This is a genomic window from Actinomadura sp. NPDC048955 (genome assembly GCF_040649435.1).
In the GTDB taxonomy this organism is placed as follows: Bacteria; Actinomycetota; Actinomycetes; order Streptosporangiales; family Streptosporangiaceae; genus Spirillospora; species Spirillospora luteofluorescens.
This window is the reverse complement of sequence record NZ_JBEZJI010000097.1, coordinates 1-14872: the sequence shown is the minus strand read 5'-3', so window position 1 is coordinate 14872 and position 14872 is coordinate 1. Positions and strand designations below refer to the sequence as shown.

Genomic DNA, 14872 nt, shown 5'->3' with positions numbered 1-14872 from the left:
AACGTGGTGGTGATCTTCAGTCCGCCGGTCTCCAGCATCTGCTCGTCGATGCCGAGCGTCGTCTTCAGCTCGTTGATGACGCGGTCCTGGAGGTATTGCGGCAGACCGGTGCCCCGCGGTCACCGGGACGGCGATGCTCCATCACCCCTGATCAGAGATCTTCATGGGCTGCGGCGGGAGCGATGGACAGGTGGCCTACCTCCGGATACTTGTCGAGCCCGAAGATGTCCACCTGGGGAGGCCGCTGCTGTGCCAGCATGCCGCCGTCTACGGGCACCACGACCCCGGTGATGTACCAGGCGGCGTCGGATACGAGGAAAGCGTACGTGTCGGCGAGGTCTTCGGGCGTTCCCACACGGCCCAGTGGGACGGTCCTTCCGCGCTCGGCGAGGACCTGTTCGCTGACCGCGCCGGGAGGCGCCACGTTGATCGACCCCGGTGACACGGCGTTGACGCGAACGCCGTATGGGCCGAGATCGAGCGCCATCGCGCGGGTCATGGCCTCGATGCCGCCCTTGGACGCGTCGTAGGCGACCTCGCCTCGGTGCGCACGGGTCGCCCCACCGCTTGACGTTGAAATGATCACTCCGGAGCCCTGCCGTACCATGTGGCAAGCCGCCGCGTGTGAGCAGAGGAAAACGCTGCGGAGGTTCACCCGCAACACCCTGTCCCACCACTCCTCGTCCGCGTCGAGGAAGTGGCGCACCTGGCCGATCAGCCCTGCGGTGTTCACCAGGATGTCCAAGCCGCCGAAGGCGTCGATCGTCCCATCGATCATCTCCTGGACGGTGGCGGCGTCCGAAGCGTCTCCGGCCGCGACCCGCGCTGTGCCACCATCCTGGGTGATCTGGTCAACGACGTTGGCCGCTCTTGCCTCATCGACGTCATTCACCGCGACACGGCTGCCAAGCGCGGCAAGCCGGCGGGCGACCGCCGAGCCGATACCGCCGGCCCCGCCGGTGACGACGGCGACTTTCCCGTTCAGTGACTGGTCCATGCTGACCTCCCATGTCCTGCATCGTTCGTAGGGTTCGGTTCGGTGACGTGGTGTGCTGTCATCGCACAGCGGCGAGAAAGGCCTGCGTGCGCTCATGCGTGGGAGACATGATCACTTCTTCCGCCGGCCCGGACTCGATGATTCGGCCGCCATCGAGAAAGACGACCCGATCTGCGACACTCCGGGCGAAGCCGATCTCGTGTGTGACGACGATCATCGTCATGCCGGTTTCGGCGAGCTTCCGCACGACCTCGAGCACGTCACCGACGAGTTCCGGGTCGAGGGCCGAGGTCGGCTCGTCGAACAGCATGAGTTTCGGCTGCATGCACAGCGCCCGGGCGATCGCCACCCGCTGCTGCTGCCCCCCGGAGAGCTGTGCCGGATACGCGTCGCGCTTGTCCGACAGACCCACTTGCGTGAGCAGGTCGAGGGCCCGTTCGGCCACCGCGCGTTTCGGCTGGCGCCGCACCCTGCAGGGTGCCTCGACGAGGTTCTCGAGCACGGTCATGTGCGGAAAGAGGTTGAAATGCTGGAATACCATGCCAATATCGGCACGTCGCCGACAGATCTCCTTGTCGCTGAGCTCGTAAAGTTTGTTGCCTTTTCGCCGGTAGCCAACCAGTTGCCCGTCGACCCATATCCGGCCGCCGCTGACCGGCTCCAGGTGGTTGACACATCGCAGGAGCGTGCTCTTACCCGACCCGGACGGACCGATCAGGCATACCACCTCACCTGCGTACACCCGCAGGTCGACACCCTTGAGCACCTCCACCCGACCGAAGGAATGGCGTACGCCTTCCGCCAGGACGATGGGCTCTCCGGTAGGGGCGACCTCTGTGATGTCATTCGCTGTCATGACTGCTTCTCCAGAGCAGTGCGCCGCTGATGCATACCGAGCAGGCTCCGCAGTTGCTCGATGGGGGTCGGCGGCAGGCGCTTGGCTCCCCGTGCGTAGTGGCGCTCCAGATAGAACTGACCGACCGACAACACGGAGGTCACAGCGATGTACCAGATGCTCGCGACGATGAGCAGCGGGATGGTCTGGAACGTCCGAGCGTAGATGGTCTGCGCCGAGTACAGCAGGTCGGGGACCGCCAGGACGCTCACGAGTGAGGTGGTCTTGAGCATTCCGATGGTCTCGTTGCCGGTCGGTGGAATGATGACCCGCATCGCTTGGGGAAGGATCACCCGGCGCATGGTCTCCGCGCGGGTCAGGCCGAGCGCCCCCGACGCTTCGGCCTGACCCGCGTCCACGGATAGGATCCCGGCCCGGACGATCTCGGCCATGTAGGCCGCTTCGTTGAGGCCGAGCCCCAGCACCGCGGCCGTCATCGGCGTGATCATTTGGTTGGCGTCCAGCGCGACACCGGGGATGCCGAAGGTCAGCTCCGGGTACAGCGCCGCCAGGTTGAACCAGAACAGCAGCTGGACTAGGACCGGTGTCCCGCGGAAGAACCAGACGTACGCGAATGACGCCCCGCGCACGATGGGGTTCGGTGACAGCCGCCCGACCGCGAGGAAGGTACCGAGCACCACCCCGAGCAGCATGCACATCGACGTCAACTCGAGCGTGACGAGGAGGCCTCGTCCGATGGAGATGTTGCGGAGGTAGTGGCCGACGACGGGCCATTCGAACCGCGGGTTGGTTAGCACCGACCAGCATGACAACCCGCCGACGGCCACGACGATGGCGGTGGTCGCCCATCGCCCGGCATGTCTGCGCCGGACGACGACCAGATCCGCCGACGCGGCGTCTGAGACCCCGTGTGAAGACGTCATCGCGTGGATCAACTCCCGGTTGTGCGAGGCAGAAGCGCGGTGTCAGGGATCGACCACTTGGCCATCAGCCGCTTCAGCGTCCCATCGGAGGCGAGGACGTTGACCGCGGCCTCGACCGCGGGCTTGAGCGGAGCACCCTTGGGCAGTGCGATACCGGTCGACACAGGCTTGTAGGTCGCGCCTGGCGCGACCTCGTATCTGCCATTGGACTTGGCCGCCCGGTAGCCGCTCGGGACGCTGTCCTCCATGATCGCGTCGGCGCGTCCCCCGGTCAGTGCCAGGTGAGCGTCGTCGAGCTCGGGAAACATCATCACGGTGATGGCGGGCCTGCCGCTCGCCGTACAGTCCTTGGAAATGGCGGGCAGATACTCGATCCCCTGCACGCTTCCCTTTTCGCCGGCAAGCCGGTGGCCGCAGAGGCTCATCAGGTTGTCCATCGAGAGCTTGAGTGGATTTCCGGCCTTTACCACCAAGGCGGAGCCGTCCCGGAGATACGGCACGAAGTCGACGACCTTCTGCCGTGCCGGTGTGATGAAGAATCCCGACATTCCAAGGTTGAATCGCTTGGCCTGCAGCGCGGGAATGATCGCATCAAATGTCGAGGCCGTGTGTTCCGCCTTCAAGCCCAGCGTGCCGGCGATGGCATCGGAGAGGTCGATGTCGAATCCGACCAACGTCTTGCCGTCCGGGGCGAGGAACTCCATCGGCGCGTTGGTGGACGCGCTGGCGACGACGATCGTGCCCTTGGCCTTGACGTCTCCGGGGACCAGGGCGGCGGCCTGTGAGTTGACCGCTGTTTTCAGCGTACCGGAGGCTGGTGACCCGGCCTTGCCGGAGCCGGGCTGCTCACCGGTACAAGCGGCGACGAGCGTGCCGGAAAGGCAGAGGATCAGTACCTTGTGAAAGATCGATCTCATGTCATTCTCCCTGGATTCACGGCGCGGGTCGAAGTGCACTGCGTCGCCGGTGGGAAGGGTTCTGCGATTCGCGTCGGCGGGGTGGACTCATCGACGGTTGGGACTTGCGGAAAAGATATGGTGTCATGATGAGGAGCGGGTTTATTTTGTCTTCACGCTCCTGATAGCCGGACTTAAGGTCCTTGATCACGGAGTCCGCAGGTGGCGGTTCGCAACAACCCGGCCATCTCCGAGACGCACGGCGATACGAGCCCGCCGTCCCGGATGATCAGATGAAGGCGCCGCATGGGCGGGCGGGGGCGCACGGGCAGCAGGCGCACACGTGGGTGGGCCGTCTCCCGGGACAGCGCGGGAACGAAGGAGACGCCCACATTGGCAGCGACGAGAGCCTGCATGATGTGGTAGTCGTCGGTCTCGAACGCGATGCGCGGCTCGAACCCCTCCCACCTGCAGGCCACCGTCGTGAAGGCGTGCACGCTCGACCGCGCCGTGCTCGCGATCCAGGGTTCGTTGGCGAGATCGGCGAGGGCGGCGGACGTCGCCGTGGCCAGCCGGTGCCGCTCCGGGAGCGCGATCATCATCTCCTCGGCGAGGAGGGGCTCCGAGACAAGGTTCTCCGCGACGGGCGGGGCCACGGGGACTCCGTCGTAGGCGAACGACAGCGCGAGGTCAAACTCCCCTCGCGCCAGCCGGCCCAGGTACTCCTCCGGCTCGCCCAACATCAGCGTGAGTTCGACATTCGGCCACTTGCGGTGGAAGTCCATCATCGCGCGGGCGACGATCGTCTCACCGGCACTGCGGAAGGTCGCGATGCGCAGACGTCCCCCGCGCAGACCGGCGATGGCCTTGACCTCCTCATCGGCTAGATCCAGCTGTTCCAGGATCCACCGGGTCTCCTCGACGAGGATCCGTCCTGCCTCCGTGAGCGCGATCCTGTGGGTGCCGCGCTCGACCAGCATCGCGGACGCCTCCCGCTCCAGGGCGGCGATCTGCTGGCTAACCGCCGAGGGGGTGTATCCGAGAGCTTCTGCGGCGGCGCTCATGGAACCTCTGAGCGCCACCTCCCGCAGCACCTTCAACCTGTGCAGGTCCAGCATGGCCCCCTCCGATCCGGCTCAGTCTCCAGAGCCCAGGGAGATCAACACATCGCGGATGGCGGCGATCGCTTCGACCCGCTCCCCTCCGATGCGGTACGTCGCGTAGATCCGCCGGCTCAGGGACACGTCGGCCGGTTCATACACGTCCACTCCGCGATGGTGGATACGCGCGGCGATTGCGGGCAGGAAGGTGGCGCCCATGCCGGCGGCGACGAGCTCCTGCGCCACGTGGTAGTCGTCCGTGTGCATCACGATGGACGGTGCGAAACCTGCCTCCGCACACGCGCGCTCGGTGAACCGGTGAACGGCACTACCGGGGGTCGAGGCGATCCATTCCACGCCGGACAAATCGGCCAGCCGCAGCGGCTCGTCCCGCGGCCAGAAGCCGTGCGGCACCGCCACCAGCATGGGGTCCGAGCAGATCAGATCGCGGGCGACACCCTCGTCGAACGGCAAGGCGAGGCGGTCGTAATCGTAGGTGAGTACCAGATCGAGTTCGTGGTGCCGCAGCTCGGCGATGTATTCTTCCGGCTCGCCCTCGACGATGCTGATCTGAACGGCGGGATAGTGCCCTTGAAAGTAGGTGATGGCGTCCACGAGCAGTGACTCGCCGGCGCTGCGGAACGTCGCCAGCCGGAGGCGGCCGTGTCCGAGCCGGCTGACCGCCCGCACCTGCTCTTCCGCGGTACGCAACCGGGCGAGTATCTCCTCGGTGTGGTCCGCGAGGAGCCTCCCCGCGGCGGTGAGCCGGATCCGCCCTCCGCTGCGTTCGACCAAGGGAACGCCGGCTTCGTGTTCCAGGACCTTCAACTGCTGGCTCACCGCGGAAGGGGAGTATCGGAGCGCAACCGCCGCGGCGGTCAGCGTCTCATGACGGCCGATCTCGAGCAGCATCGCCAGGCGGCGGATGTTGAGCCTGGAGTGGAACTGGCGAGGCGTCCGATCGATGATCGAAATTGCTCCCTTCAGGTGAGAATCGCGGCAAGTAGGCTGGTCAGCCGGTCGATGAACTCTCCGTTATGGTCACATTTGACGTTGAGGTTCGCAAGGGAGATGCCTGCCAGGCGGGGGTCGTGGGCGAACGTCCTCAAGAGGATCTCCAGCTCGGACCAGCCGATGCCGCCGTCGACTACGTAGCCCACGGCCGGCCTGAGCGAGCCGTCGAGGACGTCGACATCCACATGCATCCAGAACAGCGTGTCGTCCTGGTCGATGATTGCCGCAGCACGTTCCGCGATCAACGCCGGGCCACTGGACAAGATCGCTCTCGCGTCGAAGACGTGAGCATCCGGGATCGCGGTCGCCGCCTCCGCGGCGCCGTATACCCGCCGGCGGGGCGCGTCCGCGTCGCCCAAGGCCAGAACGTCGGCTGGTTCGACGAGCGGCGTGACACCGGAGATGGGGGTGAGCCGTGCGGGCCAGTATCCGGTGACTGCCCCCAGAGCCATGCCGGAGAGCTCTCCCGTGCGGGTATCGCTCGGCGTGAAGAGGTCCAGGTGGCCGTCGACGAAGACCAGCTTCGCGGGGCCGTTGTGCCGCCGCATGCCGGCGAGGGCTCCGGGCAGGATGGAGCAGCATCCACCGATGAGGAACGGACGCCATCCGGCGTGCAGCGCCGAGCTCACCGCGTCCGCGATCACGCTCGTTCCGTGCACGAGCTGCTGGTATCCGATGATTCCGACCGAAGGGTCCCGGCGAGCATCGCTGATCGCGACGGGAAGATCGCCGAAATCGACGGCGCTGAGATGCGCCACCAGACCGGCGTTGCGAAGCGCCCCAGGTGCGCTGGCCTCCCCTCGGTCGGTGCCGGATCCGTCCATTGGTGCGCCGATGATGAGCCACTGCCGAGGTGACACCGGTCCGGAAGCCTCTCGCATGATCGCAGTCTCGCGTCACCCGGCGCCGGCCGGTTCCGCTGTTGCTTAACGACGTTGTTAGCAGGATGAGAAGGTCAGAAGGTCGGCCGCACACTACCCGTGACAAGGTTCTGATCGTCAACCACGGTCAGCGACCGCCAGCGGTCGAAAAGACCACACGGATGCGAGACACCGAACGGTAGGACGTCGCCGACCCTGAGATCCGCCTCCGGCGGAACATCCAGATGCAGGTGCTGGTCGCTGAGCGCTACCACTCGGGTCGCGGGCGGGCAGGGGCCTGGCCTGCCGTCGCGGTAACGGATCCCGATCGGCGCCGGGAACCCGGCGTCGGAAGGCAGATGCCGCCGTCCTGCCGCCGCGACGGCGCGACCTGCCTCCGGACGCGATTGAATGCGCGCCCACACCGTGGCGGCGGCCCGTAGATCCGGGCAATCCTCCGCTCGCGCGCCCGGGAACGTTTGGGCGTACAGACCGTGGTCGTGGACGGTGTAGCAACCGCTGCGCAGGATCAGACGTCCGCCTGTGTGGACGATCGCCGGTCGGCAGACGGCCACGACCCGGTCGAAGTAGGAAGAGCCTCCGGCCGACACGATTGATGCCGGGCCGCGTACACCCCAGCGGTCGGCCAGGCGGACAACGACCTTGCCGAGCCGGCGCAGGTACGCATCCACCTGCCCGAGATCGCCCCGGTCTCGGGCGGTGGCGAACAAGCCTTCAAATCCTGAGACTCCGTGTAGCTCAAGCCACCGGGACGAGCCCACGGCATCCGCCACCGCTTGGACGTCGTCCCATGTGCGGGTGCCGCATCGGCCTCCTGGATACCCGACCTCCATCAACACCGGATGCCTCGGCGCCGTCCGGGTACCGCGCCACGCGGCCGACAGCGTCGCATCGAGCAGGCGTACACCGTCCACGCTGTCCACGAGAGACAGGAAGGCCCGGCCGCTCGCGGTCTTCTCGGCCACCCACGCGATGTCATCGGCTTCGACGAGTTGATTGGCGATGAGGGTCCGTTGGGCTCCTACGTCATCCGAAAGCCGTGCCTGAACGGCGTCCGCGACGGTCAGGCCCCAGGTCGAAGCCATCTCGAGCTGGAGCGACACGACTTCTCGCACCATCGTGGTCTTGGCATGTGGGGCGATCAGGACCGACTGCCGCCGGCAGTACCCGTCCATCTCCAGGACGTTGTGGTGCACCGCGTCGAGATTCAACGCTGCGACGGGGTAGCGAATCTGCGGATCGCCGAGCCGCAGGCCGGGTGGTGGCGTCATCGGGCCACCATGATCGCCTCGACCAGCCGATCGAGCTCCGACTCGGTGTTGAAACAGTGAACGGACGCGCGCGCCACCGATCGCAGGTTCCGCTGCTCCATGTCGAGGCGGGTGGACTCCACCGACGAATGCCAGATGTTGATCCTCTTCGGGCGCAGGTCGGCGGCCAGTTCGGCCGGGTCGATGCCGCGCACGGTGAAGGTGACGATTCCGCACCGCACGTCCCCCTGGTCGACGACCGTGATACCGTCCTCGGCGTCCAGCGCCTGCCGCAGCCGATCCGCGAGCTTCCGGATCCGGTGCCAGATACGCTCCACGCCGATGTCCATCGCGTACCGGGCCGCAGCGCCCAGGCCCAGCGTCGAGGCAAGGTTCGACTCGTACAGCTCGAAGCGCCGGGCATCATCGCGCAACGTGTACGCGTCCCTGCTCGTCCATTTCGCTCCGAACAGATCACACAGAGGCGGACGGAGCTCGCGCAACGCCCTGTCCCCGACGTACAGGAATCCGGTCCCCCGGGGAGCGCGCAGGTACTTCCGGCCCGTTGTCGTCAACATGTCAGCCTTGAGGGCCGTGACGTCGATCGGCACCTGCCCAACCGACTGGCACGCGTCCAGCAGGAAGAGAGCGGGACTGCCGGCGACCACTTCCCCGATGGCCTGGGCGGGATTCACTAGGCCGCCGTTGGTCGGAACGTGCGTGACCGCGACGAGGCGGACACGGTCGTCCATGAGGTCGGTCAGAGCCTGGAGCGACAGCTGTCCTGACTCGTCGTTGGGCACGGGGGTGACGGTGACGGGCACCCGCTCCTGAAGCTGGAGGAAGGCCAGGTAGTTGCTCGCGTACTCGGCAACCGAGGTCAGGATCCGATCACCGGGACGAAAGGGCACGCTGGCGAGGGCGAGGTTCCATGCTCTCGTGGCGCTGTCGGTGATCGCGATCTGGCGGGTGGAGGCGCCGATCAGCCGGGCGAGGTCGTCGTACACGTTCTGGATCGCGGCCGCCGACTCGATCGCCGCCTCGTATCCACCCAGTTCCTGCTCAAGGGCGAGGTAGTTGAGGACCGCGTCGATGACCGGCCGCGGCTGGAGGGAGGATCCGGCATTGTTCGCGTGCAGGAGCGCGGCACACCCCGGTGTGTCGGCCCGCAGCACCGCGACCTCCGCGTCAATGCTCGTACTCGATTCGCTCATCGATGTGCTCTCCTGGATCCGGACGCGTTCATCCGGCCGTCAATAGCTCCTGTGGGAGGCCGCCGAGACGCTCGGCGCTCGTCTCCGTGACGACGATGGCGTCCTCGATCTGCAGACCCGCCCGGCCTAGGAGGTAGTAGGGCAGCTCGACGCACATGGTCATGCCCGGCTGCACGAGGTCGGTCGATCCCCGGGTCACCCCAGGTGGTTCGTAGATCTCAAGTCCGATGCCGTGGCCGCAGTGTGTCCGGTCGAAATCGGGCACGCCCGTCGAGCGGGCCGTGTGCACCGCCACCTCGAAGATCGTCCCGGCCTGGACGCCCGGCCGGACCGCGTCGATGGCCGCCTGTTCGGCGGCAACGAGGGCAGCGTGCAGGTCCGCCAGCTCCGGGTCGACCGCACCGAACACGGCGGTCCTCGACATATCGGCGTTATAGCCCTCGACGGAACAGCCGATGTCGAACCGGATGACGTCCCCGCTGCGCAGCGCCCGATCGGATACCGGCATGTCGACCAGGGCTCCCCGTTCGGAGAACCCCAGGGCGCTCAGCAATGGGTGAGCGTCGTGCTCCACCATGACCCGCCGAAGCACCCGCAGCATCTCGCGTTCGGTCATGCCCGGCCGGGCGGCTTCGAGCGCGGCTTCGAGCGCGGCCTCGCAGATGAGGTTCGCCCTCCGCAGGCAGTCGATCTCGTAGCCGTCCTTGACCCTGCGAGCTCGGACGAAAGCCGCGGGATCGGCGACGAGCGACACATCCGGTCGAGCGTCTGACACCACGTTGAGGACATCGCCTGAAATGTGTCCGTCATGGACGAGACGGCCGGTACTCGGCAGCTCGTGCAGGGCGTTGAGGATCGCCTCGGCGGCCGTCAGACCGCCCTCGGCCGCGGTCGGGCCACCGAGCAGGCTCTGATCGCCGCGGTACACGAATCTGCCGTAGGGATGGACCAGACGACGGTCGTACACCTCGCAGATCCAGCCCAACTCGGATGCGGGTGCCACGACGTGGCAGGCCGATCCGGCGCCGACAAGGACGTTCAGTGCGCCGCGGCCGTAGTAGGTGTGGGGTACGCCGGCGAGGCCGGTCAGCCAGCGAACGTTCGCCGCGGATCCAGCGACTGCGACGCTGCCCGCCGGAAGCTCCGCACAGAGCTTTTCCGAGCGGCCTCGGCACGCTTCCCCGGCTACATCGAAATTCAGATAGACCATTGTCATCGCCTCATCAGGTTTCGCAGCAGGAAAAGGGAATTGGCGGGCCGCTCGGCGAGCCGCCGGGTGAAGTACACGAACCAGTCCTCGCCGAACGGGACGCAGATCCGCATCGGGTGGCCTGCGGCGACGAGTTGACGGGCTAGGTCGTACCGGACGCCGTACAGCATCTGGAACTCGAAATCCGATTCTTGCTCGGCTGCGACCGCGATCGCGGTCCGCACCGCCTGGACGTCGTGCGTCGCGACCGCGGTGAACCGGGCGTACGTCAGGGCCGTTCTGACCAACTGCCGGTAGGCGGCGTCAACATCGCTCTTGCGTTGAAGGGCGACGTCCGGCGGTTCCAGGTAGGCGCCTTTGACCACGCGTACGTTCGGCTCGAGAGGAAGCAGGCTGATGAGATCGTCCACCGAACGGTGCAGGTATGCCTGGAGCACCACTCCGGTGTTGTCGAGACCGTCCGCACGCAGCCTGCGGTAGATCGTGAGGGTCTTGTCGACGACGGCGGAGTGTTCCATGTCCAGCCGTACGAATGCCGAGTGCTTGGCGGCCAGGCCGACGATACGCCGGGCGTTCTGGAAGGCGAGTTCGGGATCGTGTTCGAGCCCGAGATGCGTCAGCTTGATGGAGAAGGTCGTTTCCCGGCCCCAGGTGGTGACCTCTGGGACCAGGCTCTCGTAGAGCCGGGCTGCTATGACCGCCTGTTCGGTGGTGTGGACCGCCTCGCCCAACGCGATCACGTAGGTCCGCATGCCGTCGGCATGCAGCCGCTCGAGTACTGGTCGGCAGTCGCTCGGCGACTCACCCGCGACGAAGCGGTTCGCGCCGGCGCGAAGGCCGTGCCGCGCGGCGACCGCTTGGACCCGCGGGTGCTTCGTCGCCGAGAGTATGAGCGAACGAAACGCGGCTCGGCCGATCCGATCGAAGGCATCGCCTGCTGGCATCTCCTACCGCCCCTCTTGAAGAACTCAATGCACGTTATGCCGGGGCGGCAATTGATGTTTTCAGCAGTTCTGATGAGGAGGATTAGCGATAGTGAAACCGGATCCAGCGGTCGCTTGCCCGTTCGGAGGTACGGTCTCCGCCAAGGAAGAGGGGCGCGGCCGGGGGGACCGGCTGCTCCAGCCTGGCGTTCTACCGGCCCGGTCGGGCCGGTTCCGTCCGCATGTCGTCCTGCCATGGCCGACCGGCGTGATCGCGAAGTCACCGTTGGATCGTCCACTCCTGGGTGCGTAGTTAGGGTGTGCCGCTGTGTCAGAAGCCCGTCGTGGCATCACGTCCGGAATAGCGGCGTACTTGATGTGGGGTCTCTACCCCCTCTACTGGCCGCTCCTGAAGCCGGCCGGGGCCATCGAGATCCTCGTTCACCGCATGATGTGGTCGCTCGTCGCCGTGCTGGCGATCCTGGCCGTCCATCGCCGCTGGTACTGGATCCGGACTCTGCGGCCTCGGCGGCTCGCGCTGCTCACGCTGGCCGCGCTGCTCATCACGGTCAACTGGGGCTTGTTCATCTATGCCGTTACCAGCGGCAACACGATCGAAGCCGCACTGGGCTACTTCATGACCCCGCTCGTCAGTGTCGTCTTCGGCGTTCTGATCTTCCGCGAACGGCTTCGCCACTGGCAGTGGATCGCGATCGGAATCAGTGTAATCGCTGTGCTGAGCCTCGCTCTGGACTATGGGCGGGTGCCTTGGATCGCGCTGTGTCTTGCGGGGAGCTTCGGCACGTACGGCATGGTCAAGAAGTTCGCTGCCACCGGTTCACTGGAGAGCTTGACCATGGAGACGGCGGTGCTGTTCCTGCCCGCCTTGGCGTACGCGCTGCTCGCACCGCATCAGACATTCGCCGGACACGGGCCGGCGCACGCGGCGTTGCTCGCCGGCGGCGGGCTGGTCACGGCGGTTCCGCTACTGCTGTTCAACTCCGCCGCGACCAGGGTGCCGCTCGCCGTCCTCGGGATGATGCAGTACCTGGCACCGGTGCTGCAGTTCATGATCGGGCTGCTTGTCCACCACGAGGAGATGCCAGCGAGCCGCTGGGCCGGCTTCGTACTCGTCTGGATCGCGTTGGCCGTCCTCAGTGCGGACGGGCTGCGTGCCGCACGCGCGAAGCGGCAAACCACTGTGTCGGGCGAGTCGACAGGAATGGCGGAAGTGGGGGGCTAACTAGGTCGGGACCCTTGACGGTTGGCGAACGCCCGCACTTTGGTGCGGTTTCCGCACACGCGCATCGAACACCACCGACGGGACGCGTTCTTGGAGGCGTCCCAGAAAACCCAGGCGCAGTCGTGTGCGGGGCATCGCCGTACTCGCGACCACTCTCCCCGTACAAAAGCGGTGAAATAGGCGGCGGCGATCTGGCTGAGGGCACCGGAGACTGATCCGTCGCTGTCCGTGGCCAGAACGGGTCCGGTCCGTGTCGAGTTTGCGTCGGCCGGCAGGCGGATCGTTAAGGACAGGGAGGCGAGCACAATCTGTGCGGCCCGTACGTCGTCGAGGTCGAACCGTTCTCCGTTGTTGGCGAGTGCCAGGCCGCGGAGCCCGCGTCTGAGGTCGATCGCCGCCTGGAGGTCGGACGCTGTCACGACGGGCAGGGAGGGGCACAGCCCCTGCTCGACAAGCCAGTCCGCCAGGGCCGCGGGACCGTCGTTGAACACGTCGGTGCCGTCCTCGACATCGACGGTGTTGAGGAAGTCGACGATGGGCCGGATCGACGGGGGAAGTTCTGGCATGCGGTCCTCCACAGACCACTCTAACCAACAAACCCGTTCACCGGTTGACGCCCAAACTGCTAACCGCCTAACGTCTTCACAGGTTAGTTGGAGCAGAGTTGGGGAGGCCGTATGCCGCCATGGTCCGAAGATCTCAAAGGTGACCTGCGCGAGCACGTCATCACGAGCGAGGCACTGCTCGGGAATCCACTGGGCGATCCGCACGAGCGACCGCTGTGGGTCTACACCCCGCCGGGGTATGGAACCCACACCCGTTACCCGACGATCTACGTCATCCAGGGCTACTGCGGGACCATCGCCATGTGGCGCAACAGGACACCGTTCCGCCGGACGCTCCCCGAACTGATCGACGCCCTTTTCGCGCGCGATGACGTGGCGCCTGCGCTGGTCGTGTACGTGGACGCCTGGACCGGTTACGGCGGGAGCCAGTATCTCGACTCGGCGGCGATCGGCGATTACCACACCTACCTGTGTGAGGAGATCGTGACGTGGGTCGACGAGCACTATCCGACCATCGCGCACCGCGACAGCCGTGCGATCACGGGGAAGTCCAGCGGCGGATACGGATCCATGGTGACGGCCATGCTGCGGCCCGACCTGTTTGGCGGCTTCGCGACGCACGCGGGCGACGCGCTTTTCGACACCTCGTACGTATCGGTCTTCCCGCAGTTGACCAGGCGGCTGCGGGACGAGTTCGGCGGGTCGTACGAGGCCTTCCTTGAGTACTTCCGAAACTGCGAGGTCCCGCTCCAGCACCGGCTCGACGAGCTGCTCATCGAGGTCTACGGCTATTCGGCGGCGTACTCCTCCGATCCCGACGGCACCGTGCACGTGCCGTTCGATCCGAAGACCGGTCGGCTCATCCCCGAGATCTGGGATCGCTGGCTGGAGTGGGATCCGGTCCGGATGGCTGCGGAACGTGCCGAGGCGCTGAGATCGATGCGGGCGATCTGGATCGACGCAGGGCGCTATGACGAGTTCTATCTCGACCACGCTGCGGCGGCATTCCACCAGGCTGTGACCGACGCCGGCGTTTCGCCACAGCGCGTGTACTTCGAGTTGTTCGACGGCACCCACGGCGGCATCGAGTACCGCTACCCGCAGGCGATCGAGTACCTGACCCATCACCTCGTGACGGAGAACCCGCAATGATCTCTATCCTTGCCGCCCCAACTAACCTCGGTCTGCGTCCACCGCAGGAGACCAGTGTCCCCGGATGCGCCAAGGCACCCGAGGCGTTGCGCGAAGCCGGCCTGTACTCCCGGCTTCTCCGCAGTGGTGCCCAGGACGCCGGCGTCGTCCTCGCGGGACGGTACGTCGATGACTGGATCCCCGGCTCAGGTCGAGTCCGCAACCAGGAAGCTCTCGTCGACCACGCGATCCGGTTGGCCGACCGCATCGATGCGATCATCGACCGTGGCCGTGCGCCCCTCATCCTCGGCGGCGACTGCAGTCTGCTGATCGGCACGGGAGTTGCACTGTCCCGCAGGGGTCGCTACGGCCTCGTTCACATCGACGGTCACACCGACTTCCGCCACCCCGGCAACTCCGACCGATGCGCGAGTGTCGCCGGTGAGGACCTTGCCGCCGCCGTCGGCCTGCACCTGCCGGCCGTCTCCGACATTCAGGGATTGTCCCCCTACTTCGCTCCCGAACATGCCATCCACATTGGCTGTCGAGATGACGACGAAGGACTCGAAGGGGCCCGAGAGGTACTGGCCGTGGTGGCACCAGCGAGCCAGTGGATCAGTGACCCTGCGGGCACCCTCCGCGTGATCAGAGAGACACTCGCCGCCGAG

The 14872-nt window shown here is 66.3% G+C and carries 15 protein-coding genes; 3 read left to right on the top strand and 12 right to left on the bottom strand.

Annotated features, from left to right (window positions below):
* Positions 1 to 151: 151 nt before the first annotated feature.
* The 11 genes from AB0C84_RS43400 to AB0C84_RS43350 all read right to left on the bottom strand — a co-directional run bounded on the left by AB0C84_RS43400 (position 152) and on the right by AB0C84_RS43350 (position 11285).
* On the bottom strand, positions 152 to 997 hold the full coding sequence (locus tag AB0C84_RS43400) for an SDR family NAD(P)-dependent oxidoreductase (RefSeq protein WP_361078044.1): 846 nt from the start codon (positions 995 to 997) through the stop codon (positions 152 to 154).
* A gap of 58 nt (positions 998 to 1055) precedes the next feature.
* The gene (locus tag AB0C84_RS43395) at positions 1056 to 1853 is read right to left on the bottom strand and encodes an amino acid ABC transporter ATP-binding protein (RefSeq protein WP_361078041.1); all 798 of its coding nucleotides are present in this window, start codon (positions 1851 to 1853) and stop codon (positions 1056 to 1058) included.
* Positions 1850 to 2788, bottom strand: a complete 939-nt coding sequence (locus AB0C84_RS43390; protein ID WP_361078038.1) for an amino acid ABC transporter permease — start codon at positions 2786 to 2788, stop codon at positions 1850 to 1852. The genes AB0C84_RS43395 and AB0C84_RS43390 overlap by 4 nt, the downstream gene beginning before the upstream one ends.
* Positions 2785 to 3693 (bottom strand): ABC transporter substrate-binding protein, encoded by a 909-nt coding sequence (locus tag AB0C84_RS43385; RefSeq protein WP_361078036.1) that lies wholly within the window; start codon positions 3691 to 3693, stop codon positions 2785 to 2787. Before AB0C84_RS43385 ends, AB0C84_RS43390 begins: the two co-directional genes overlap by 4 nt.
* A 173-nt stretch (positions 3694 to 3866) precedes the next feature.
* On the bottom strand, positions 3867 to 4790 hold the full coding sequence (locus tag AB0C84_RS43380) for a LysR family transcriptional regulator (protein WP_361078033.1): 924 nt from the start codon (positions 4788 to 4790) through the stop codon (positions 3867 to 3869).
* Positions 4791 to 4808: 18 nt separating this feature from the next.
* A complete protein-coding gene (locus tag AB0C84_RS43375) occupies positions 4809 to 5690 on the bottom strand; it encodes a LysR family transcriptional regulator (RefSeq protein WP_361078047.1) in 882 nt (293 codons plus the stop codon).
* A gap of 65 nt (positions 5691 to 5755) precedes the next feature.
* Positions 5756 to 6667 carry an arginase family protein gene (locus AB0C84_RS43370; protein ID WP_361078030.1) on the bottom strand — a complete coding sequence of 304 codons (912 nt, stop codon included), beginning with the start codon at positions 6665 to 6667 and terminating at the stop codon, positions 5756 to 5758.
* A 74-nt stretch (positions 6668 to 6741) separates the two neighbouring features.
* Positions 6742 to 7938 carry a hypothetical protein gene (locus AB0C84_RS43365; RefSeq protein WP_361078027.1) on the bottom strand — a complete coding sequence of 399 codons (1197 nt, stop codon included), beginning with the start codon at positions 7936 to 7938 and terminating at the stop codon, positions 6742 to 6744.
* Positions 7935 to 9092, bottom strand: coding sequence for an aminotransferase class V-fold PLP-dependent enzyme (locus tag AB0C84_RS43360; protein ID WP_361078024.1), 1158 nt, complete (start codon positions 9090 to 9092; stop codon positions 7935 to 7937). Before AB0C84_RS43360 ends, AB0C84_RS43365 begins: the two co-directional genes overlap by 4 nt.
* 67 nt (positions 9093 to 9159) lie before the next feature.
* Positions 9160 to 10341, bottom strand: coding sequence for a Xaa-Pro peptidase family protein (locus tag AB0C84_RS43355; RefSeq protein WP_361078022.1), 1182 nt, complete (start codon positions 10339 to 10341; stop codon positions 9160 to 9162).
* A 2-nt stretch (positions 10342 to 10343) separates the two neighbouring features.
* A complete protein-coding gene (locus tag AB0C84_RS43350; protein WP_361078019.1) occupies positions 10344 to 11285 on the bottom strand; it encodes a proline dehydrogenase family protein in 942 nt (313 codons plus the stop codon).
* A 307-nt stretch (positions 11286 to 11592) separates the two neighbouring features.
* On the opposite strand from AB0C84_RS43350, the gene rarD reads away from it, so the two are divergent.
* Positions 11593 to 12507, top strand: coding sequence for an EamA family transporter RarD (gene rarD, locus AB0C84_RS43345; protein ID WP_361078016.1), 915 nt, complete (start codon positions 11593 to 11595; stop codon positions 12505 to 12507).
* On the opposite strand, the gene AB0C84_RS43340 is transcribed toward rarD, so the two are convergent.
* Positions 12504 to 13073, bottom strand: coding sequence for a CGNR zinc finger domain-containing protein (locus tag AB0C84_RS43340; RefSeq protein ID WP_361078013.1), 570 nt, complete (start codon positions 13071 to 13073; stop codon positions 12504 to 12506). The two genes, rarD and AB0C84_RS43340, sit on opposite strands and share 4 nt — an antisense overlap.
* 111 nt (positions 13074 to 13184) lie before the next feature.
* Between AB0C84_RS43340 and AB0C84_RS43335 the strand changes: the two genes are divergently transcribed.
* Both AB0C84_RS43335 and AB0C84_RS43330 read left to right on the top strand, forming a co-directional pair.
* A complete protein-coding gene (locus AB0C84_RS43335) occupies positions 13185 to 14225 on the top strand; it encodes an alpha/beta hydrolase-fold protein (RefSeq protein ID WP_361078010.1) in 1041 nt (346 codons plus the stop codon).
* The coding region (locus AB0C84_RS43330; RefSeq protein ID WP_361078007.1) for an arginase family protein at positions 14222 to 14872 on the top strand (651 nt) is incomplete at its 3' end. The genes AB0C84_RS43335 and AB0C84_RS43330, both read left to right, overlap by 4 nt.

Excerpts from the sequence above, each read along its gene's own strand:
- AB0C84_RS43400 (WP_361078044.1), bottom strand. The coding sequence starts at position 997 with ATGGACCAGTCACTGAACGGGAAAGTCGCCGTCGTCACCGGCGGGGCC.
- AB0C84_RS43395 (WP_361078041.1), bottom strand. The coding sequence starts at position 1,853 with ATGACAGCGAATGACATCACAGAGGTCGCCCCTACCGGAGAGCCCATC.
- AB0C84_RS43385 (WP_361078036.1), bottom strand. The coding sequence starts at position 3,693 with ATGAGATCGATCTTTCACAAGGTACTGATCCTCTGCCTTTCCGGCACG.
- AB0C84_RS43380 (WP_361078033.1), bottom strand. The coding sequence starts at position 4,790 with ATGCTGGACCTGCACAGGTTGAAGGTGCTGCGGGAGGTGGCGCTCAGA.
- AB0C84_RS43370 (WP_361078030.1), bottom strand. The coding sequence starts at position 6,667 with ATGCGAGAGGCTTCCGGACCGGTGTCACCTCGGCAGTGGCTCATCATC.
- AB0C84_RS43365 (WP_361078027.1), bottom strand. The coding sequence starts at position 7,938 with ATGACGCCACCACCCGGCCTGCGGCTCGGCGATCCGCAGATTCGCTAC.
- AB0C84_RS43355 (WP_361078022.1), bottom strand. The coding sequence starts at position 10,341 with ATGGTCTATCTGAATTTCGATGTAGCCGGGGAAGCGTGCCGAGGCCGC.
- AB0C84_RS43350 (WP_361078019.1), bottom strand. The coding sequence starts at position 11,285 with ATGCCAGCAGGCGATGCCTTCGATCGGATCGGCCGAGCCGCGTTTCGT.
- AB0C84_RS43340 (WP_361078013.1), bottom strand. The coding sequence starts at position 13,073 with ATGCCAGAACTTCCCCCGTCGATCCGGCCCATCGTCGACTTCCTCAAC.
- AB0C84_RS43335 (WP_361078010.1), top strand. The coding sequence starts at position 13,185 with ATGCCGCCATGGTCCGAAGATCTCAAAGGTGACCTGCGCGAGCACGTC.